Source organism: Cellulomonas edaphi (genome assembly GCF_030362815.1).
GTDB classification, from domain to species: domain Bacteria; phylum Actinomycetota; class Actinomycetes; order Actinomycetales; family Cellulomonadaceae; genus Cellulomonas; species Cellulomonas edaphi.
Window position 1 is genome coordinate 1099995 of sequence record NZ_JAUCGR010000001.1, and the last position, 19369, is coordinate 1119363.

Consider the following 19369-nt stretch of genomic DNA (forward strand, 5'->3'; position numbering starts at 1 on the left):
GCCGTACCGAGCCGGTCGCTCAGCGCAGGCCGGGCGGGTAGACGTCGTCCTCGGCCGCGAGCACCGTGCCGACGTGGTTGCCGTCCGCGTCGAGGAACACCCAGCACGGGTGCGTCTGGCCGAGCACGCCGGTGCAGTCCCCGTACAGCGTGATGCTGGCGATCGGGCCGGTGGGGGAGGCGTCGTCGGCCGACGAGAAGAAGGGGCTCCCCACCACGCGCTCGACGAGGTTCGGCGTCGTGCGGGCCTCCCACCAGGCGACCGCGGACCTGTGGTGGCGGAGGTCGTCGAGCGCCTGCTCCGCGGACCGCACCGCCGTCTGCTCCGCGGGCCGGGTCAGTGCCCAGGGCTGGAGCCGCACCGAGGACAGCGACCCGTCCGCGGCGAACTCGACCCGGGGCGCCGGGAACACCGACGCGTTGGTCGTGATCGCGGCCTCCGGGACGGGCGGCCGGACGGAGAAGGCGCGTCCGCTGCCCGAGGTGAACCCGCGGACGGGTGCGTCGGCGGGCCACCCCACCACCGCGAGGAGCCGGCGGACCTCGTCCAGCTGGGCCTTCTCGGTAGTGAACGTCGGTGCAGCGGGTACCTGCTCCGAGGTCGCGCCGGTGAACGTCGGGCCCGTGTTCATGGGCGAGGTCGGGTCGGCCAGCACGCTGTCGAGCGCGGAGAACTCGACGGTGCCGGTCGCCGTCGCCCACGTGTGGGCGTCGACCGCGACCACCGGGCCGCCGAACGCGGCGGCGAGCACCGAGGTGTCGTCGGGCAGCCCGTAGGTGGTGGGCTCCAGCATCCAGCGCGTGATGGTGGGAGGGCTCGCGGGCAGGGCGGTGCCGTCGGCGAGCGTCATGGCGGGATCGCCGAAGCGACCCGCCCACGCGTCCGTCGAGCGGCCCGATCGCCAGCCCCAGTCCACCACCGTCGCGACGGCGACCAGGAGCGCGGCCGACGTGATGACGACGAGCAGTCCGCGCAGCGCGCGCGACGGGCGGAACCGCGGCGGGACCTCGGCGGCGGTGCCCGGGGCGTCGGTCACGTCGGTGGTCACGAGTCCTCCAGGGTGCTCGGCGCCTCGACGGTGTAGACGGTTCCGTCGGGGCGGGTCAGGGAGAGGGTGCGCAGCGGCGTGAAGACCTGGACGGGCCCGACGGCGGGGACGTCGCCCGGGCTCGCCTGCCCGACGGCGGGCACCGCGGTGCCCGCGACGGCGAGGACGGCGGCGCAGACCGCCGCGACCACGCCCGTCCACCACCGCCGGAGCGACGGTGCGGCGGTGTCGAGGGGCGGCAGCGCGACCGCTGCGGCGTAGGCGGATGCGCGCGCTGCCGCGGTGGCTGCGACGGCCTCGGGTGCTGCGGCGCGGAGCGCGGCGAGCGGGTCGGTGCTCATGCCAGCTCTCCGATCGCGAGGGCTTCCGGACGGGCGGTGCCGGGGGAGTCGGGGTGGTGGCCGTACGCGTCGCGGAACCGGCGGCGCGCACGGTGCAGCCGCACGCGCGCGGTGCCCGGGGTGATGCCGAGCACCCTCGCCGCGTCGGCGGGCGACACGTCGTCCCACGTGCAGAGCAGCAGGAGCTCGCGGTCGGCGTCCGGCAGCGTGGCGAGCGCGCGCGCGATGGCGTCGCGCTCCACGACCCCGCTGGCCAGGTCGGGTCCGGGCTCGGGCGCCCCGGCCGCGTCGCGCGCCCGGCGGCGCACCTCGCCCCGCACGGTCGTGGAGACGACGTTGCGCGCCGTCGTGAGCAACCACGGCAGCTCCAGCCGGGGGTCGATCGCGTCGAGCCGGCGCCACGCGATGCCCATGGTCGTCGCGGCGACGTCGTCGGCGAGGCTCGCGCCGGCGCGACGCGTGGCGTAGGCGTGCACGCGGTCGTAGTGCGCGTCGAAGAGCGCGCGGAACCGTTCCTCGCGCCGGCCGTCGCCTGCCACGTCGCCTCCCCTCGCGTCCCGATGCCCCGACCGGCGTGCTGCCGGTCGTCCGGCACTCGTGCCCGTGGTGCGGCACGTCGTGCATCCCGCAGTGCCCGCCGCGGAGCGGTGCGTTACCGCGGTGCTCCGCGACCACCCGTTCGGTCTATCGGCACGTGCGCGCCGCGGATCGAGCGCGTACCAGGACACGCATCTCGGCAGGCCCTGTCCACCGGACGGAGGTCCCTGTCCGGCATCCCGGCGGCGGCACTAGGGTGAGGTCGTAAACCCACCCGCTCGTCGAAGGAGCCCCCATGGCCAGCATCGAGGCCGTCGGCGCCCGCGAGATTCTTGACTCGCGCGGCAACCCCACTGTCGAGGTCGAGGTCGCACTCGACGACGGCACCATTGCACGCGCCGCGGTTCCCTCGGGTGCCTCGACCGGAGCGTTCGAGGCCGTCGAGCGCCGCGACGGCGACAAGGGCCGTTACCTGGGCAAGGGCGTCGAGGAGGCCGTCACGGCCGTCATCGACGAGATCGCGCCGGAGCTCATCGGCTTCGAGGCGACCGAGCAGCGCCTGGTCGACGCGGCGCTGATCGACCTGGACGGCACGCCCAACAAGGGCAAGCTCGGCGCGAACGCCATCCTCGGCGTCTCGCTGGCCGTGGCCAAGGCCGCCGCCGACTCCTCCGACCTGCCGCTGTTCCGCTACCTCGGTGGCCCCAACGCGCACGTCCTGCCGGTCCCGATGATGAACATCCTCAACGGTGGGTCGCACGCCGACTCCAACGTCGACATCCAGGAGTTCATGGTCGCGCCCATCGGCCCGTCCACGTTCCGCGAGGCGCTCCGCACCGGCACGGAGGTCTACCACTCCCTGAAGTCCGTGCTGAAGTCGCGCGGCCTGGGCACCGGCCTCGGCGACGAGGGCGGGTTCGCGCCCAACCTCGAGAGCAACCGCGCCGCGCTCGACCTCATCCTCGTCGCGATCGAGCAGGCCGGCTTCACGCCGGGCGTCGACGTGGGCCTCGCGCTCGACGTCGCCTCGACCGAGTTCTTCAAGGACGGCGCCTACCAGTTCGAGGGTCGCGCGCACTCGTCCGACGAGATGGTCGCGTACTACGAGCAGCTCGTGCGCGACTACCCGCTTGTCTCCATCGAGGACCCGCTGTCCGAGGACGAGTGGGACGCCTGGGCCAAGCTCGTCTCCGAGGTCGGCGACCGCGTGCAGATCGTCGGCGACGACCTGTTCGTCACCAACCCTGAGCGCCTGGCCAAGGGCATCCAGACGAAGGCCGCGAACTCGCTGCTCGTCAAGCTCAACCAGATCGGCACGCTCACGGAGACGCTCGACGCCGTCGAGCTCGCGCAGCGCAACGGCTTCACGACGATGACCTCGCACCGCTCCGGCGAGACCGAGGACACCACGATCGCCGACCTGTCCGTCGCCACCAACGCCGGCCAGATCAAGACCGGTGCGCCCGCCCGCGGCGAGCGCATCAACAAGTACAACCAGCTGCTCCGGATCGAGGAGGAGCTGGACGACGCCGGCCGCTACGCCGGTCGTTCGGCGTTCCCGCGCTACCAGGGCTGACGCACTGCCCCGAGGGCCGGTCACCTGCGGGTGGCCGGCCCTCGGCGCGTCCGGGCGCTGCCGCCGGGACACCCCGAGGTCTGCGGGGGTGCGCGGCGTTGCGGCCGGTCCGGGGCACAATCGACCCATGCCCACCTCGCGCCGTCCCGCCGACCCGCGTGCCGCGGGGCCGGGAACGCGAGGGGGCACGGCGCCGCGACCCGTGTCGACGCCCTCGGCGTCGGCTCGCGCCTCGGCGCCGCGCCCGGCCTCGCCCCGCCCGGCGTCCTCTCGACCACCGTCGCCGCGCACCGGTGCGACGCCCCGGGTGGCACGCGCGGCGGCGACCCCCGCACGCAGCGCACCCCGCGTCGAGCGCGTCCGCCCGGGCGTCCCGCGGATGTTCTCCATCCGGGCCCTGGTGTTCGGGCTCGTCCTGATCATGGCGTTCGTGCTGGTGTACCCGACGCTCAACTCCTACATCCGCCAGCAGGCCGACCTCGCCGAGCTGCACGCCCAGGTCGTGGCGGCGCGCGCGCGCAACGAGGACCTCAAGGCGGATGTCGCGCGCTGGGACGACCGCGCCTACGTGGTGGCTCAGGCGCGCGAGCGCCTGTCCTTCGTGCTCCCGGGCGAGACGCCCTACCGGGTCGTCGATCCGGAGACGGTCCCGGACACCCCCGTCGCCAAGGCCGAGGGCCCGACGTCCGTGCTCGACGCGGAGTCCACCCAGCCCTGGTACGCCTCGGTGCTCGACTCCGTGGCCGTGGCCGGGAGCCTGCCGGTCGACGCCGACACCACCACGACGGCTCCGACGCCCAAGCCCACCGACGGCTGAGTTGGGGCGCGGCCGGGCGCCGGGCGACAATGGGGCGTGACCCCCACGCCGCAGACCACCGTGACCGACCGCGACCTCGAGGTGCTCGCCGAGCAGCTCGGCCGGGTCCCCCGGGGCGTCGTGGGCATCGCCGCCCGGTGCGTCTGCGGCCGCCCGCTCGTGGTGCGCACCGCGCCCCGCCTCGACGACGGCACCCCGTTCCCCACCACGTACTACCTCACGTGCCCGCCGGCGGTCGCCGCGGTGAGCACCCTCGAGGCGTCGGGCGTCATGAAGGACCTGACGGCACGGCTCGCCGACGACGAGGAGCTGGCAGCCGCCTACCGGCGCGCGCACGAGGCCTACCTCGCCGACCGCGAGGAGCTGGGCCACGTCGAGGAGATCGCGGGCATCTCCGCCGGGGGGATGCCGAACCGCGTCAAGTGCCTGCACGTGCTGTCGGGGCACGCGCTGGCGGCCGGTCCGGGCGTCAACCCGATCGGCGACGAGGTGCTGACCCTGATCGCAGGGACGTGGCGGCAGGACCGCTGCACCTGCTGACCGGCTTCGACCCCCGGCCCGCGTCCCGCGATGCAAGGATGTGGGCGTGACGCGTGTGGCTGCCATCGACTGCGGGACCAACTCGATCCGACTTCTCGTCGCCGACGTCGACCAGGAGGCGGGCACGCTCGTCGACCTGGACCGTCGCATGGAGGTCGTCCGCCTCGGCCAGGGGGTGGATCGCACGGGCCGACTGGCCCCCGAGGCGCTCGAGCGCACCCTGGGTGCCGTGCAGCGCTACGCCGCGATCTGCGACGAGCTGGGCGTCGAGGCGGTCCGTTTCGTCGCGACCTCGGCGTCGCGCGACGCCGAGAACCGGCAGGTGTTCGTCGACGGCGTCCGGGCCGAGCTGGGCGTGGAGCCCGAGGTGGTGGTGGGCACCGAGGAGGCGGAGCTCTCGTTCCGCGGTGCCACGGGCGTGCTCGCGGCGACGCACCCCGGCCCGTTCCTCGTCGTCGACCTGGGCGGCGGCTCGACCGAGGTGGTGCTCGGCACGGACGCCCCGACGGCCGCCTACTCGATGGACGTCGGCTGCGTGCGACTCACGGAGCGGCACATGCGCAGCGACCCGCCCACGGCCGACGAGATCGCCGCCTCGGTGCGCGACGTCCGCGCGGCGCTCGACCAGGCCGGTGCCGTCGTCCCCTTCGGCCAGACCATCACGCTCGTGGGCCTCGCCGGCTCCGTCACGACGGTGACGGCCCACGTGCTGGGCCTGCACGCCTACGACCCGGTCGCGATCGACGGGTCGGTGCAGAGCGTCGAGGCCACGATCGCCGCGTGCGACGACCTCATCGCCCGCTCGCGCGAGGAGCGCGCCGCGCTCGGCTTCATGCACCCGGGCCGCGTCGACGTGATCGGCGCGGGCGCGCTGGTGTGGCGCGAGGTCGTCGCCCGCGTGCGCGACGAGGTGGCCGCCGCCGGGGGAGCGCTGGAGAACGTCGTCACCTCGGAGCACGACATTCTCGACGGCATCGCCTGGAGCGCCGCCACCCGCTGACCCCGCGCCGCCCGGCCGCCGACGCGCCGCCCGCCGGCCGCCGGCGCGAGCGCACCAGCTCTCCCGGGGCACGAACCCGTCACTCCGCCACGAGACCGTCACCTGCACGTGACGGTCTCGTGGCGGAGTGACGGTCTCGTCCGGGAAGGGGCGGGGCGGGCGGCGCCACGGGGACGCGGCCCCGCCGACGCCGCGGCCGCGGGCCGTAATGCGGCTCACACTCCTCGTGAAGGGTTTGTGCGCAGCATCACCGTCCCCGGAGGAGGTGCGGATGAGCCTCGCGGACTACCGTTGAGGTATGCCTACGACGACTGTCCCGACCCAGGGTGATGCCGTTCCGACCGCTGCGGCTCCCAAGCCTCGCAAGGTTCCGCGCGTCGTGATCCTCGGCGGAGGGACCGTCGGCCTGTACACGGCCCGGCGGCTGCGCAAGCGTCTCGGCAAGCGCGAGGCGGCCATCGTCGTCGTCGACCCGCGCCCGTACATGACGTACGCGCCGTTCCTGCCGGAGGCCGCGGCCGGCTCGATCGACGCCCGCAACGTGGTCGCCCCGCACCGCCGGGCCCTCAAGGGCGTCGACGTGCTGCAGGGCAAGGTGAGCCACATCAACCACGCCGAGCGCACCGTCGAGATCACGCCCGAGGAGGGCGACGCCTACTGGATCACCTACGACCACCTGGTGGTCGGTCTCGGTTCCGTGGCGCGGACGCTGCCCATCCCCGGCCTGGCCGAGGAGGCCATCGGCTTCAAGAACGTGGAGGAGGCCATCGCGGTCCGCAACCACGTGCTGAACCGCATCGACGTGGCGTCCTCCACGTGGGACCCGGAGCTGCGCAAGCGGATGCTGACGTTCGTCTTCGTCGGCGGTGGGTTCGCCGGCATCGAGGCGCTCGCCGAGGTCGAGGACATGGCCCGCGTGGCCGTCAAGTACTACAAGGCGATCGAGCAGGACGAGCTGCGGTTCGTGCTGGTCGAGGGCTCGCCCCGCATCCTGCCCGAGGTGAGCGAGGAGCTGGGCGGCTACACGCTGGAGCAGCTGCGCAAGCGGGCCATCGAGATCCACCTCTCCACGTTCCTGTCGAGCTGCGTCGGCGGCCACGTCGTGCTGTCCAACAAGGTCGAGTTCGACGCCGAGACGATCGTGTGGACCGCGGGCGTCAAGGCCAACCCGGTGCTCAAGAACTCGGACCTGCCGCTCGACCAGATGGGGCGCGTGACGTGCAACGCCGCGCTCCAGGTGGTCGACGCCGACGGCAACGTCGTGCCCGACGCCTACGCGGCCGGTGACTGCGCCGCGGTCCCCGACCTGTACAACCCGGGCAAGTTCTGCCCGCCCAACGCCCAGCACGCGCTGCGCGAGGGCAACCACCTGGGCGACAACCTCGCGCGCGTCCTGCGCTCGGCCGAGGTCACCGAGTACAAGCACAAGAACATCGGCGCGGTCGCGTCCCTCGGCATGTACAAGGGCGTCGCGCAGATGTTTGGCAAGATCAAGGTCCGCGGCTTCCCGGCGTGGGTGCTGCACCGCACGTACCACGTGTTCGCCATGCCGACCGTGAACCGCAAGCTGCGCATCATGGCCGGTTGGACCGGCTCGGTGCTGCTGCGCCGCGAGGTCGTCGCCCTGGGTTCGCTCCACGACCCGCGCGCCGAGTTCCGCGCCGCGTCGGTCGCGCCGAAGCCGCGCTCGGCAGAGCCCGTCGCCGACCCGACGCTCCCGGCCATCAAGGCCGAGGAGGGCTCGCCCGCCGCGAAGGCCGACGCGAGGTAGTACGGGCGTTGCGCCCGGTCGTGTGACGCGCGCCGGAAGGGGCGGGTGCTCAGGTACGAGGACGAGGCGCCGATAGGTGGGGCGTCCTTCTTCGCCTGCCCTGCCTGGAGTACCCACGATGAACCGGCTCGTCCGCCGCCTGCGCATCGGGACGCGCCTGACGGCGCTCACCGCTCTGACCCTCGTCTGCCTGCTCGCCGTCGGGGGCGCCGGCCTCTGGGCCGCGCACCGCAGCCTGGGCCTCGTCGACGACTTCGAGTCGCTGCAGAAGGCGGTCGACGTGGTCGAGCAGCAGCGCTTCTTGGACAACGACCTGTCCGGGTGGCAGGGCTGGGTGTTCATGGAGGTGCTTCGCTCCGGCCCCCAGAAGGCGGCCGCGGCCGACGCCGAGAACACGGCCGGCATGCTCGAGGCGCTGGACTCGCTCGAGAAGTCGGTCGACGAGATGGACACGAGCGCCCTCACGGCCACCGAGCTCGCGCAGTTCGACCGGATCGGCACCATGGTGCAGGACTTCTCCGGGTACACGCACCAGATGGTGGACCTGCTCCGCAAGGGTGACGACGCCTCGGTGGCGCAGGCGTGGGAGATCCTCGAGGGCTCGGCCTCCGACACGTGGGAGGCGATGCTCGGGCAGACGGAGGAGCTGGGTGCGAGCCTGCAGGCGCGTGCCTCCGCCGCCGAGGCGGACATGCGCACGGGTGCGAAGGCCGCGCAGTGGATCATCGCGGTGACGGCTCTCGTCGGCACGGCACTCGTCGGGCTCCTGGCGCTCGTGGTCGCGCGCAGCGTGACCCGCCCCCTGGCGCGGTGCGTCGATGCGCTGCGGCGCCTCGCGGCCGGCGACCTGACGGTGCACGTGGGCGACCACAGCGGCGACGAGGTGGGGCAGCTCTCCACGGCGCTCGACGAGACGACGCTGGCGCTCGCCGCCACGCTCCGCGAGGTGCAGGAGTCGGCCCTGAGCCTGACCGGCGCGTCCCGCGGCCTGGCCGCGACGAGCGCGCAGCTGCGCTCGGGCGCGGACGCCACGGCCGACCACGCCGCGAGCTCCGCGGCGACGGCCGCCCAGGTGGCCACCGACGTCGGCACCGTCGCCGCGGCCAACGACGAGATGAGCCAGGCGAGCCGGGAGATCGCGGCGTCGGCGCACGCCGCGGCCGACGTGGTGGCCCGCGCCGTCCGCATCGCGCAGGGTACGACGGAGTCGGTGTCCGGTCTGGCCCGCTCGTCCGCCCAGATCACCGAGATCGTGCAGCTGATCGGCCAGATCGCCGCCCAGACCAAGCTCCTGGCGCTCAACGCCCAGATCGAGGCCGCGCGTGCCGGCGAGGCGGGCCGCGGGTTCGCGGTCGTGGCCGAGGAGGTCAAGGGCCTTGCCGAGCAGTCGGAGCGCGCCGCGGCGGACATCGGCGCGAGCATCGCGGCCGTGCAGGCCGATGCTGACGCGACCGGGGCCGGCATCGCTGAGGTGTCGACCGTGATCAGCGAGGCCAACGACCACCAGGCGACCATCGCCGCTGCGGTCGAGCAGCAGACCGCCACCCTCGCCGAGATCGGCCGGTCGCTCTCGGGCGCGGTCGCCGGCACGGGTGCCATCGCCACCTCGGTCGGCGCCGTCGCGGCGACCGCCGAGGAGACGCGTGCCGGCACCCGCGTGACCGCCGACGCGGCGGGCGACCTGAGCGCGACCGCGTCGCGGCTCGAGGCCTCGGTGGCTGCCTTCTCGATGTAGCTCATGGCCCTGGCGGCGGCCCGTGAGCCGCCCGCCTGGCAGGATGTGGCGTCGGGCCCCCGTAGCCCAATCGGCAGAGGCGGCCGGCTTAAACCCGGCTCAGTCCGGGTTCGAGTCCCGGCGGGGGCACGCGCCCGCCTCGCGCCGAGCCGGGGCGTGACCCGCGTACCCTGCGACACATGTCGGACGGTAGGGAGCGGCCGCGGGCCGCGGGGCGCCGTCCGGCCACGGTGGCCACGACGCTCGGCACGCAGACGTGACGAGCTACCGCGCGATCCTCACGACACCCGGTGCGATGCGCGTGTTCGTCCCGTCGGCGCTGGGGCGCACCTCGCTCGCCATGGTGACGCTCAGCAGCGTCGTCCTCGTCGCCGATGCCACCGGCTCGTACGCGGTCGCCGGACTGGCGAGCGGAGCGCTCGGCATGGCGAACGTCGTCGCCGCGCCGTTCCGCGCTCGGTACGTGGACCGCGTCGGGCAGCGGACCGGGTTGCGGCTCCTGTCCCTCGGCTACGCGGTCGGCGTCGCCGCACTCGTCGCCAGCACCGCGTGGGGCGCTCCGGATGTGCTGCTCGTCGTGCTCGCGGCGCTCACGGGCCTGTCGGCGCCCCCGGTCGGGGCGGCGATGCGGATGCGTTGGCGGTTGCTCGTCGCCGATCCCGCCCAGATCCAGCGGGCGTACAGCCTCGACGCGGTGAGCGAGGAGATCGTGTTCACGCTCGGTCCCGTCGTCGCCGGCCTCGTCATGGCGGCGACCGTGCCAGCGGCCGGACTCGTCGCGTCGGCGGTCCTCGCCTTGGTGGGCTGCTTCCTCATGACCAGCAGGTCCACGGCGCCGCCAGGCGCCCGCACGCGGCGCCCCGCCCCCGTGCGGGCAGCCCGGCGGCCGCAGGTGCTGCGCGTGCGCGGATTCGTCCCCGTGCTGGTCGTGACGGCGGCGACCGGCGTCGTCGTGGGGAGCGTGAGCGTGGTGGTTCCCGCGCAGGTGGCGCCCGACACCACGCTGGCAGGCATCCTGCTCGCGGCTCTGGCGCTCGGCAGCGGCATCGGCGGACTGACCTACGGCGCGCGCGACTGGCGGCTGCCTGCCCCCGCGCGGCTCGTCGGGCTGGCCGTCGCGATGGCCGTGGCGTGCGCGCTGCTCGCGGTGCTGCCGCCCGTCGTCCTGCTCGCGCTGGGGCTCGTGCTCGCGGGGCTCGCCCTGGCGCCCGCGATGGTGTCGGGCTACCTGGTCGCGGACGTCCTCACCGACGAGGACGTCCGCATGGAGGCGCACACGTGGGTCAGCACGGCGGTGAACGCGGGGGAGGCCGTCGCGTTCGTCGTCATGGGCGTGGTGCTCGACGCCGCCACCCCGGCCTGGGCCTACGGCGCCGGTGCGGCCCTCGCCGCGGCGCTCGTCGTCCTGGGGGCGCCCGCCGCGCTCCGGAGCTCGCCCGCGGCTCCCGTCTCGCACTGAGAGCACCCAGGCAGCGGTCAGTCGAGGCCGGCGGCCCGCTCGGCCGACTCGATCGAGGCGGTCCACTCGCGCTTGCCCGCCCGCCAGCCCTCGTCGTCCACCCCGCGACGCCAGTAGCCCGAGATCGACAGGTGGTCGCGCGGCACCTCGCGCTCGACGCGCAGGTAGCTGCGCAGCGCGCGGACGGCACCCGCCTCGCCGTGCACGAACACGCCGACGCTCCCGTCCGGCCAGGGCCACGCCGTCGCCGCCTCGACGAGCGCGTCGCCGGGAGCGCCCGGGCGCGTGTGCACCCACCGCACCTCGATACCGGCGGGGGCGTGCAGGGCGAGCTCCTCGTCAGCGGACCCCACCTCGAGGATGGCTACGCCCCGCGCGTCGGCGGGGAGGCGCTCGAGCGCGACCGCGACGGCCGGCAGCGCGCTCGCGTCACCGACCAGCAGATGGTGGTCCATGTCGGGCGACGGCGACCAGGCGCCGCCCGGCCCCATGACGACGACCTCCTCGCCTCCCACGACCGAGGCGGCCCACGGCCCGGCGAGGCCCGCGTCGCCGTGCACCACGAGGTCGATCGTCAGCTCGTGCGCGGCCGGGTCGAACGCCCGCACCGTGTACGCGCGCTGCCGGGGCGCGGCGCCCTCGGGGAGCGCGGCGCGCACGGCCTCGATGTCCAGCCGCCCGTCCGGCTGCAGAGGGCGCTCACCGGCGGGGAGGAAGACCAGCTTGACGTAGGAGTCGGCGTGCGGCGACGGGGCGAAGAGCGCCATCCCGGGTCCGCCGACGACGATACGCACGAGCCCCGGGGTGAGGCGCTCGGCGCGCAGCACATGGCCCAGCACGGGCGACGGGCGCGAACGGGCGGGCGCGACGACGGTCATGGGGGAACCCTAGGTCAGCGGTCCCGCCGTCGGGCGTCGAGGGCGTCGTTGAGGCGTCCGAGCAGGTCAGCGAGGTCGCTGCGGTCCTGCGAGGACCAGTCGGCGAGCAGCTCGTCGTACACCGAGGCCCTCGCCTCGCGCGTGCTCGCCAGCGCGGCGTGCCCGTCGGGGGTCGCCGTGATGATCGCGCGCCGACCGTCGTGCTCGTCGCGCGAGCGCGTGACCAGCCCGGCCGCCTCCATCGCGAGCACCTGGCGCGTCACCGTCGAGGCGTCCAGCCGCAGATGGTCGGCGATGTCGTTGATGCCCGAGGGGCCCGTGGCCGCGAGGTGCCGCAGGGCCAGGTACGCCGAACGCTCGAGGGTGCCGTCGAGCCCGGGGTTGCTGCGCCGGTTGTGGTCAGCGAGCCGCAGGAGCAGTGCCACCTGGAGCTCGACGTCGTCGGCCGACCTGTTCTCCGTCATGGGTGTAGCATACAGAGATAATACCTGCACGATACAGATAAAGGATGCTCGTGGCTGCTCGCAACGAACCGAACAGGACGGCGATCTACGCGACCGCCGTCACCGCCTTCTTCGCGATCGCCGGCATCGCGATCGTCGACCCGATCCTCCCGGCCATCGGCGCAGACCTCGGCGCCACCACGTGGCAGATCGAGCTACTGTTCACGGCCTACATCGCCGTCATGGCGATCGGGATGATCCCGGCCGTGATGCTGACCGGGAAGTTCGGCTACAAGAAGATCCTCGCGACGGGCGTGAGCGTGGTGGCCGTCGCGGCGACCGCCGCGGCCTTCACCACGAGCATCGGCAGCCTCGCCGCGCTGCGCGGCCTGTGGGGGCTCGGCAACGCCATGTTCTTCGCGACCGCCATGGTGCTGCTGGTCTCGCTCGCCAACGACCGGGCATGGGCAGTCGAGCTGTTCGAGACGTGCGTGGGCCTCGGCTTCGCGATCGGCCCCCTGATCGGCGGTCTGCTGGGCAAGATCAGCTGGCGCGTGCCGTTCCTGCTCTGCGGCCTGTTCATGGTCGTCGCCCTCGCCGTGTCCGTCACCCGCCTGAAGGACCCGGAGGTCATGCCCGCGCCGCTGCGGCTGGGCACCATCTTCCGCACGTTCTCCAAGCCGGCGTTCGTCGCGCTGTGCGTGATCACGGGCACGTACAACTTCGTCTTCTTCATCGTGCTGGGGTACACCCCCGTCTTCCTGGGGCTCGGCGTGGTGCAGCTTGGCCTGGTGTTCACGGGCTGGGGCGTCGGCCTCGCCTTCGGCATCCTGGTCGTGGGTCACCGCCTGGCGCACCGGTTCGGCGCCGTGCAGACGGTCGGCTTCGCGATCGTCGTGCTGTTCGGCACGCTGTTCGGGCTGGCCACCTCGCACAGCACACCGCAGACCATCGTGTTCCTGGTCGCGGCCGGCGTCTGCATGGGCGTCGCCAACGCCAACCTCACCGACCTGGCGCTGGCCACGGGCGACCCCGACCGCCGCGTGACCACCGGCGCGTTCAACCTCGTCCGCTGGGGATTCGCCGCCCCGGCGCCGGTGGTCGCGGGCCTGCTGGCCGAGCACGTGGGCCCGGCCGCCCCGTTCTGGGTGGGCATCGCGGTGCTCGCGGTCGGCGTCCTCACCTTCCTCGCCCTGGGCCACAGGATGGCCCGGACGGTGGGGGAGCGGGTCCTGTGGTCGCGGTGGGACAAGGCCGCCGCGGCCGCAGAGGGCAGCGCCGAGGAGGCGCTCGAGCTGGTCTGACCGCCGGCACGACGAAGGCCCGCCCCCACGGACACGGGGGCGGGCCTTCGGGCGTTCGGTCAGGCGTCGGACTTCTTGATGCGGACCAGCGCCCCCACCAGGACCACGGCGAGGTACGCCAGCAGCACGGCGTAGCCCTCCCAGGCCGTCAGGTGGGCGACCCCGGGCGGGAACGAGTCCCAGCCGGCCTCGACCTGCGCGTCGGTCTGCGTGATGTTGCTGCCGGCGACCCCGGGCAGGAACGGCTGGATCTCCTGCAGGGGCTTCCACGGGATCTGGAAGAGCAGCGGCAGGACGAGCAGGGCGCCGAGCACGATCGCGATAGCCGCCGCCGAGTGCCGCACGAGCGCTCCGAGGGCGAACGACAGGAGCGCGATCGTGGTCGTGTACAGCACCGTGCCGAACAGTGCCCGCTGGATCTGCGGGTCGCCCAGGTCCAGCTTGAGGTCGTCGCTGAAGAACGCCTGCTGCAGCACCGCGCCGAGGAGGTTCGCGGCGAGCGCCACCACGAAGAAGACCCCGCCCAGCACGAGGAACTTCGCCCAGATCACGGGCGTGCGCCGGGGAGCGGCCGTGAGGCTCGACCGGATCATGCCGGTGCTGTACTCGCCCGTGATCGCCAGCGCCGCGAGCACCACGAGGGCGATCTGGCCGAGCTGTGCCGCGACCGTGTAGGGCCCGAGCACGCGGTCTTCGACCGGCCCCGGAGGACCGTCACCCACGCCCGCGTTCTTCAGCGCCAGGCTGATGAGCACGATGAGCGCGACCGTGACGACGAAGAAGATGGACAGGGACCAGGCCGTCGAGCGCACGGTCCAGAACTTGATCCACTCGGACCGCAGCAGGTGCGGGAACGAGAGGTGCGCTTTGGCGACCGGCTTGGCCTGCGTCGGGGCGGGTGCGGTGACGGTGCTCATCGAGCAACCTCCTCGGTGAGGCCGGGCGCGGGTTCCGAGCCCGGGACCGGCGAGTCGGAGCGGTACTCCACCTCGTCGGCCGTCAGGGACATGTACGCCTCCTCGAGCGAGCCGCTGAGCGGCGTGAGCTCGTGCAGGGTGAGGCGCGCGGCGGCGGCCGCGTCGCCGATCTGCTCGGCGGTGGAGCCGAACACCTCGAGCAGGCCGGGCTCCTTGGTCGTCACGACGACGTCCGGGCCCACGAGCGCCGCCGCGAGCTGGTCCGCGTGCGGGCTGCGCACCCGGACCGTCGCCTTGGTGCCCTGCGCGATGATCTGGTCGACCGGTCCGTCGGCGATGATGTGCCCGCGCCCGATGACGATGAGGTGGTCGGCCGTGAGCGCCATCTCGGTCATGAGGTGCGAGGACAGGAAGATGGTGCGTCCCTCGCTGGCCAGGAACTTGACCAGGTTGCGCACCCACAGCACGCCCTCGGGGTCGAGGCCGTTGACCGGCTCGTCGAGGATGAGCGTGCGCGGGTCGCCCAGCAGGGCGGACGCGATGCCGAGGCGCTGCCCCATGCCCAGGGAGAACCCGCCGACGCGGCGCTTGGCCACGGCGGTCAGGCCGGTCATCTCGATGACCTCGTCGACCCGCTTGTTCGGGATGCCGTGCGTCGCGGCGAGCGCGCGCAGGTGGTTGCGGGCGCTGCGCCCGGTGTGGACCGCCTTGGCCTCCAGCAGGGCGCCCACCTCGGTGAGCGGCGAGCGGAAGGAGGCGTACGCGGCCCCGTTCACGGTGACGGTGCCCTTCGTGGGCCGGTCCAGGCCCATGATCATGCGCATCGTGGTGGACTTGCCGGCCCCGTTGGGGCCGAGGAAGCCGGTGACCTTGCCCGGCTGGACGGTGAAGGAGATGCCGTCCACGGCCACCTTCTCGCCGTATCGCTTGGTCAGGCCCTGTGCCTCGATCATCGTTCTTGTCCTCGCGTCGGTGACATCACGCTCCGACCCTAGAGGGCAGGTCGGGGCGGAGTCTCTCGGGTATTCCCCCGACCTTCGTCTCAGGGTCTCGTCCGAAAGGACGAAGGGGAACCGACGGGCGGGGTCGAGCGTTCGCTACGGTGAGAGGTATCGACCAGGCCGAGACACCAGGAGCGTCCCGTGGCCAACCCCGTGTTCAACAACAGCCCCGTCTTCCAGGACCCGAGCGCGCGCAAGGGCAACGGCACCACCGCCGCGCCCGAGTCGACGATCGACGCGGTGACGCTCGAGAAGATGTACGGCTCGCCGAGCGCCACCGCGCGCCAGACCGGTCGCCTGACGTACGACGACGTGATCATGAAGACCGGCGGGCTGCTCGCGCTGCTCGTCGTCGTCGCCGCCGGGTCGTGGGCCGTGACCCCGCAGCTGCCGTGGCTCTACTGGGTGGGCGCGATCGCCGGGCTGGTGCTCGGCATGGTCAACGCGTTCCGGCGCGAGCCCAGCCCCGCGCTGATCATCGCGTACACGGTCGCCGAGGGCGTGTTCGTCGGCGGCATCAGCTACCTGTTCCAGAACTGGGCCGTGCCGGGCACCGTGGACGGCACCGCGCAGCCGATCGTGCTCCAGGCCGTCGTCGCGACCATCGCGACGTTCGCGGCAGCCCTGTTCCTGTTCCGGTCCGGCAAGGTCCGTGTGACGCCGAAGTTCACCAAGTGGGTGCTGATCTCGCTGGTCGGCTATGTGGTGTTCTCGCTGCTCAACCTCGTCCTGTCGTTCTTCATGAGCAGCGACGGCTTCGGTCCGCTGCGCAACGGCGTGTGGGGTCTGCTCGCGGGCCTCTTCGCCGTGGGCCTGGCGGCGGCCTGCCTGATCATGGACTTCGACTCGATCAAGCGCGGCGTGGAGAAGGGCGCCCCGGCCAAGTTCGCGTGGTCGGCCGCGTTCGGCCTCATCGTCACACTCGTGTGGCTCTACCTGGAGTTCCTGCGCCTGTTCGCGATGCTCAGCCGCAACTGATCCTCCGCACGAAGGGCCCGCCCGGGTGTCCGGGCGGGCCCTTCGTGCTCTTCGCCCGCCGCACGGGTACGTTCGTCGACCATGGCCCTGTTCGACCTGCCCCTGCCCGAGCTCGAGCGCTACCTGCCCGAGCTCGACGAGCCCGACGACTTCGACGACTTCTGGGCCGGCACGCTCACCGAGGCCCGCAGTCACGACCTGGCGCTCGCCGTCGAGCCCGTGGACACGGGCCTGTCGCTCGTCGAGGCGTACGACGTGACCTTCGCGGGCTTCGGCGGGCACCCGATCAAGGCGTGGCTCACCCGCCCCGCGGGCGTCGACGGGGCGCTGCCGGCCGTCGTCGAGTACCTGGGCTACGGGGGTGGGCGCGGGTTCGCGCACGAGCACCTGGCGTGGGCCGCCGCGGGGTACGTGCACCTGCTCATGGACACGCGCGGGCAGGGTTCGACGTGGGGCACCGGCGGTCATACGCCCGATCCCGTGGGCTCGGGCCCGGCCGCGCCGGGCGTCATGACGCGCGGCGTCCTCGACCCCGCCGACCACTACTACCGCCGCCTGATCACCGACGCCGTGCGTGCGGTCGACGCCGTGCGCGCACTCCCCGGCGTCGACGGCGCGCGGGTCGCGGTGGCCGGCATCAGCCAGGGCGGCGGGCTCGCGCTCGCGGTGGCGGGGCTCGTCGACGACGTCGTCGCGGTGATGCCGGACGTGCCGTTCCTGTGCCACTACCGGCGCGCGGTCGCCATCAGCGACGCCATGCCGCACAACGAGCTGACGCAGTACCTCGCGGTGCACCGCGACCAGGAGGACGTGGTCTTCCGCACGATGTCCTACCTCGACGCCGTGCACTTCGCGCGACGCGCCAGCGCTCCGGCGCTGTTCTCGGTCGCGCTGCGCGACGAGACCTGCCCGCCGTCGACGGTCTACGCCGCCTACAACCACTACGCGGGCCTGACCACGCGGCCGGCCACGCAGATCGAGGTCTACGCGCACAACCGCCACGAGGGCGGCCAGGGGTTCCAGGTGGACCGCCAGCTGCGCTGGATGCGGGACCTGCTGGGTTGACCCCAGCCCGCCGTCCGGCGGCGGTCAGCTGTCGGACGAGGCGTCCTGCCAGAGCTCGATGCGGTTGCCGGCGGGGTCGGTGACCCACCCGAAGCGGCCCACGCCGTCCATGTCCTGGACCTCGTCGGCGACCTCGGCGCCCCGCTCGCGCAGCTGCGCGAGCATCGCGTCGAGGTCCCGGACCCGGAAGTTGAGCATCGTCTGCTGCGAGCGGGAACCGAAGTAGTCGGAGTCGGCCGCGAACGTCGCGAAGACGGTGGGCCCGGCCTCCTGGTGCCACAGCCCGTGCTCGTCGAGGTCGAGGCCCAGGCACTCGCGGTACCAGGTCGCCAGCGCGGTCGGGTCCGGGGTGCGGACGAAGTAGCCGCCGATGCCGAGCACGCGTTCCATGCCGCCGATCCTGCCAGTGGGCGAGGCGCCGGGGCAGGGTCTATCGCTCGAGACCTGCCACGAGATGGTCCACCAGGTAGGCGAAGCTGGCCTCGACGTCCTCCGGCATCCCGAACCCGCCGTCGAGCTCCAGCACGGCGAAGCCGTGCACCGCCGCGCGCACCGAGCGGACCGCGTCGATGCGCCGGTCGACGGGGACCCGCATCTGGCTCACCGCCTCGAGCAGCAGCTGGACGGTCGCCGCACCCGCGCGGCGTACCTCGTCCGCCTCGGGGTCGCGGGCCCAGCCGCCCTGCGTGGCCAGGTACCGACCCGGGTGGGCCAGGGCGAAGCCGCGGGTCGCGCCGGCCATGGCGCGCAGTGCGCGCGCGCCGGTCGCCTCGCCGCGCCCCGCGACGAGGGCCGCGGTGAGCTGCTCGACGCAGGCGCGCGCGACGTCGAGACGGAGCCCCGGCAGCCCAGCCACGTGCTTGTACAGGCTCGGCACGGCGACCCCCGCGCGGCCGGCGACGGCGGCGAGCGTCAGGCCGGGCCACCCGTCGGCGTCGACGACCTCGAGACCGAGGCGCACGACGGCAGCGCGGTCCAGGCCCGCCCTAGGCACGGTCGCCCGGGAGCCACGAGCCCGCCGCGTCGCGCGGCGTCGCTGCGAGGAAGTGCAGCGTGCGCGGGACGACGACGTCCGCGGCCTGGTGGTGCGGGTAGTGCGCGGCGTCCGGCACCATGACGACCTCGGCCCCGATGGCCTCGCCGATCCAGGCGCCCTCTGCGACGGGGTCGTGGAAGTCGGGGTCGACCGTGCCGACGAACGCGAGGGCGGGTGCGCGGACATCGCCGACCCGGGCCGCGACGGGCGCGTGCGTGAGCTGCCGGCACAGCATCCGGAACTGGCGCAGGTGGGCGGGGTCCGCCAGGCGTTCCCGCAGGTCGGCGACGTGCTCGTCGAGCCAGGGGGAGGTGCGTCCGCGGTTGAGCGTCTTGCGGTAGTAGCCGGCCCACACCCGCGCGCCCCACGGTCGGGCGAACAGGACCGGGTACGACGCACGGATGATGGCGCGGCTGGTGCGGCTGAGCTCCGGGTCACGCAGGAACGGCCCGCTGAGCACCAGGCCGGCCACGAGGTCGGGGCGTTCGGCGGCGACCAGCGTCACCGCCCCCGCGCCCATCGAGTGGCCGACCAGGACGGCCGGTCCGCCGAGGTGCTCGAGCAGCGCGACGACGTCGGATGCGGTCGCCTCGTCGCCGTGCGTGCGGAACGTGGTGTCGCTGTCGCCGTGGCCGCGCAGGTCGGTGACGGCGACGCGGTATCCGGCGTCGAGCAGCGCGGGTGTCAGGTCGCGCCAGGTGGAGCGCAGGTCGCCCATGCCGGGGACGAGGAGGACGAGGGGGGCCGAGTCCGGTCCGTCGACGGTGTACGCGACGCGGCCCTCGGGGCGCGGGAGGCGATGGGGTGTGGTCATGGCGCAAAGCTAATGCCATTAGCCACAGATGGCAAGAGCGCGCCTGTCGGTCGGGTGAGGCACGATGGGTGCCGCACCGCACCGGTGCCACGAGTCGAACCGAGGAGAC

At 73.5% G+C, this 19369-nt stretch carries 20 protein-coding genes and 1 tRNA gene; 11 read left to right on the forward strand and 10 right to left on the reverse strand.

Going from position 1 to position 19369, the window contains the following annotated elements:
• Positions 1 to 19 precede the first annotated feature (19 nt).
• Genes QRT05_RS05125 through QRT05_RS05135 form a run of 3 tightly spaced genes read right to left on the reverse strand, consistent with a single transcriptional unit; the run spans position 20 to position 1928 of the window.
• Positions 20 to 1048 (reverse strand): hypothetical protein, encoded by a 1029-nt coding sequence (locus QRT05_RS05125; protein WP_289445865.1) that lies wholly within the window; start codon positions 1046 to 1048, stop codon positions 20 to 22.
• The gene (locus QRT05_RS05130; RefSeq protein ID WP_289445866.1) at positions 1045 to 1389 is read right to left on the reverse strand and encodes a hypothetical protein; all 345 of its coding nucleotides are present in this window, start codon (positions 1387 to 1389) and stop codon (positions 1045 to 1047) included. Before QRT05_RS05130 ends, QRT05_RS05125 begins: the two co-directional genes overlap by 4 nt.
• A complete protein-coding gene (locus QRT05_RS05135; protein WP_289445867.1) occupies positions 1386 to 1928 on the reverse strand; it encodes an RNA polymerase sigma factor in 543 nt (180 codons plus the stop codon). Before QRT05_RS05135 ends, QRT05_RS05130 begins: the two co-directional genes overlap by 4 nt.
• 293 nt (positions 1929 to 2221) lie before the next feature.
• On the opposite strand from QRT05_RS05135, the gene eno reads away from it, so the two are divergent.
• The 8 genes from eno (at position 2222) to QRT05_RS05175 (ending at position 10824) form a co-directional block, all read left to right on the forward strand.
• The gene (gene eno, locus QRT05_RS05140; RefSeq protein ID WP_289445868.1) at positions 2222 to 3502 is read left to right on the forward strand and encodes a phosphopyruvate hydratase; all 1281 of its coding nucleotides are present in this window, start codon (positions 2222 to 2224) and stop codon (positions 3500 to 3502) included.
• A 307-nt stretch (positions 3503 to 3809) separates the two neighbouring features.
• Positions 3810 to 4319: an FtsB family cell division protein gene (locus QRT05_RS05145; RefSeq protein ID WP_289445869.1), complete on the forward strand. Its 510-nt coding sequence runs from the start codon at positions 3810 to 3812 to the stop codon at positions 4317 to 4319.
• A 36-nt stretch (positions 4320 to 4355) separates the two neighbouring features.
• Positions 4356 to 4859, forward strand: a complete 504-nt coding sequence (locus QRT05_RS05150) for a DUF501 domain-containing protein (RefSeq protein WP_289445870.1) — start codon at positions 4356 to 4358, stop codon at positions 4857 to 4859.
• Positions 4860 to 4905: 46 nt separating this feature from the next.
• Complete coding sequence (locus tag QRT05_RS05155; protein ID WP_289445871.1) at positions 4906 to 5859, forward strand: Ppx/GppA phosphatase family protein; 954 nt, start codon at positions 4906 to 4908, stop codon at positions 5857 to 5859.
• 298 nt (positions 5860 to 6157) lie between these two features.
• Positions 6158 to 7630 (forward strand): NAD(P)/FAD-dependent oxidoreductase, encoded by a 1473-nt coding sequence (locus tag QRT05_RS05160; RefSeq protein ID WP_289445872.1) that lies wholly within the window; start codon positions 6158 to 6160, stop codon positions 7628 to 7630.
• Positions 7631 to 7748: 118 nt separating this feature from the next.
• Positions 7749 to 9365 carry a methyl-accepting chemotaxis protein gene (locus QRT05_RS05165; protein ID WP_289445873.1) on the forward strand — a complete coding sequence of 539 codons (1617 nt, stop codon included), beginning with the start codon at positions 7749 to 7751 and terminating at the stop codon, positions 9363 to 9365.
• Between the two features lie 55 nt (positions 9366 to 9420).
• Positions 9421 to 9494 (forward strand) — tRNA-Leu (locus QRT05_RS05170).
• 127 nt (positions 9495 to 9621) lie between these two features.
• Complete coding sequence (locus QRT05_RS05175) at positions 9622 to 10824, forward strand: MFS transporter (RefSeq protein WP_289445874.1); 1203 nt, start codon at positions 9622 to 9624, stop codon at positions 10822 to 10824.
• 17 nt (positions 10825 to 10841) lie between these two features.
• On the opposite strand, the gene QRT05_RS05180 is transcribed toward QRT05_RS05175, so the two are convergent.
• Positions 10842 to 11702, reverse strand: a complete 861-nt coding sequence (locus tag QRT05_RS05180; RefSeq protein WP_289445875.1) for a siderophore-interacting protein — start codon at positions 11700 to 11702, stop codon at positions 10842 to 10844.
• A gap of 14 nt (positions 11703 to 11716) precedes the next feature.
• Positions 11717 to 12166, reverse strand: coding sequence for a MarR family winged helix-turn-helix transcriptional regulator (locus QRT05_RS05185; RefSeq protein WP_289445876.1), 450 nt, complete (start codon positions 12164 to 12166; stop codon positions 11717 to 11719).
• Between the two features lie 44 nt (positions 12167 to 12210).
• Between QRT05_RS05185 and QRT05_RS05190 the strand changes: the two genes are divergently transcribed.
• Complete coding sequence (locus QRT05_RS05190) at positions 12211 to 13449, forward strand: MFS transporter (RefSeq protein ID WP_289445877.1); 1239 nt, start codon at positions 12211 to 12213, stop codon at positions 13447 to 13449.
• 59 nt (positions 13450 to 13508) lie between these two features.
• On the opposite strand, the gene QRT05_RS05195 is transcribed toward QRT05_RS05190, so the two are convergent.
• Both QRT05_RS05195 and QRT05_RS05200 read right to left on the reverse strand, forming a co-directional pair.
• Positions 13509 to 14366, reverse strand: coding sequence for an ABC transporter permease (locus QRT05_RS05195; RefSeq protein ID WP_289445878.1), 858 nt, complete (start codon positions 14364 to 14366; stop codon positions 13509 to 13511).
• The gene (locus tag QRT05_RS05200; protein WP_289445879.1) at positions 14363 to 15319 is read right to left on the reverse strand and encodes an ABC transporter ATP-binding protein; all 957 of its coding nucleotides are present in this window, start codon (positions 15317 to 15319) and stop codon (positions 14363 to 14365) included. The genes QRT05_RS05195 and QRT05_RS05200 overlap by 4 nt, the downstream gene beginning before the upstream one ends.
• A gap of 189 nt (positions 15320 to 15508) precedes the next feature.
• Here QRT05_RS05200 and QRT05_RS05205 point away from each other — a divergent pair, with 189 nt between their 5' ends.
• Both QRT05_RS05205 and QRT05_RS05210 read left to right on the forward strand, forming a co-directional pair.
• Entirely contained in the window at positions 15509 to 16345 is an 837-nt protein-coding gene (locus tag QRT05_RS05205; RefSeq protein WP_289445880.1) for a Bax inhibitor-1/YccA family protein, read from the forward strand.
• 81 nt (positions 16346 to 16426) lie between these two features.
• Positions 16427 to 17410 carry an acetylxylan esterase gene (locus QRT05_RS05210; RefSeq protein WP_289445881.1) on the forward strand — a complete coding sequence of 328 codons (984 nt, stop codon included), beginning with the start codon at positions 16427 to 16429 and terminating at the stop codon, positions 17408 to 17410.
• 24 nt (positions 17411 to 17434) lie between these two features.
• Here QRT05_RS05210 and QRT05_RS05215 read toward each other — a convergent pair whose 3' ends face one another.
• Genes QRT05_RS05215 through QRT05_RS05225 form a run of 3 tightly spaced genes read right to left on the reverse strand, consistent with a single transcriptional unit; the run spans position 17435 to position 19260 of the window.
• Positions 17435 to 17800, reverse strand: coding sequence for a VOC family protein (locus tag QRT05_RS05215; RefSeq protein WP_289445882.1), 366 nt, complete (start codon positions 17798 to 17800; stop codon positions 17435 to 17437).
• A 40-nt stretch (positions 17801 to 17840) separates the two neighbouring features.
• Entirely contained in the window at positions 17841 to 18371 is a 531-nt protein-coding gene (locus tag QRT05_RS05220) for a TetR-like C-terminal domain-containing protein (protein ID WP_289445883.1), read from the reverse strand.
• A 25-nt stretch (positions 18372 to 18396) separates the two neighbouring features.
• Entirely contained in the window at positions 18397 to 19260 is an 864-nt protein-coding gene (locus QRT05_RS05225; protein WP_289445884.1) for an alpha/beta fold hydrolase, read from the reverse strand.
• Positions 19261 to 19369 lie beyond the last annotated feature (109 nt).

Excerpts from the sequence above, each read along its gene's own strand:
- QRT05_RS05215 (WP_289445882.1), bottom strand. The coding sequence starts at position 17,800 with ATGGAACGCGTGCTCGGCATCGGCGGCTACTTCGTCCGCACCCCGGAC.
- QRT05_RS05195 (WP_289445878.1), bottom strand. The coding sequence starts at position 14,366 with ATGAGCACCGTCACCGCACCCGCCCCGACGCAGGCCAAGCCGGTCGCC.
- QRT05_RS05225 (WP_289445884.1), bottom strand. The coding sequence starts at position 19,260 with ATGACCACACCCCATCGCCTCCCGCGCCCCGAGGGCCGCGTCGCGTAC.
- QRT05_RS05190 (WP_289445877.1), top strand. The coding sequence starts at position 12,211 with ATGCTCGTGGCTGCTCGCAACGAACCGAACAGGACGGCGATCTACGCG.
- QRT05_RS05180 (WP_289445875.1), bottom strand. The coding sequence starts at position 11,702 with ATGACCGTCGTCGCGCCCGCCCGTTCGCGCCCGTCGCCCGTGCTGGGC.
- QRT05_RS05130 (WP_289445866.1), bottom strand. The coding sequence starts at position 1,389 with ATGAGCACCGACCCGCTCGCCGCGCTCCGCGCCGCAGCACCCGAGGCC.
- QRT05_RS05210 (WP_289445881.1), top strand. The coding sequence starts at position 16,427 with ATGGCCCTGTTCGACCTGCCCCTGCCCGAGCTCGAGCGCTACCTGCCC.
- eno (WP_289445868.1), top strand. The coding sequence starts at position 2,222 with ATGGCCAGCATCGAGGCCGTCGGCGCCCGCGAGATTCTTGACTCGCGC.
- QRT05_RS05200 (WP_289445879.1), bottom strand. The coding sequence starts at position 15,319 with ATGATCGAGGCACAGGGCCTGACCAAGCGATACGGCGAGAAGGTGGCC.
- QRT05_RS05165 (WP_289445873.1), top strand. The coding sequence starts at position 7,749 with ATGAACCGGCTCGTCCGCCGCCTGCGCATCGGGACGCGCCTGACGGCG.
- QRT05_RS05185 (WP_289445876.1), bottom strand. The coding sequence starts at position 12,166 with ATGACGGAGAACAGGTCGGCCGACGACGTCGAGCTCCAGGTGGCACTG.
- QRT05_RS05160 (WP_289445872.1), top strand. The coding sequence starts at position 6,158 with ATGCCTACGACGACTGTCCCGACCCAGGGTGATGCCGTTCCGACCGCT.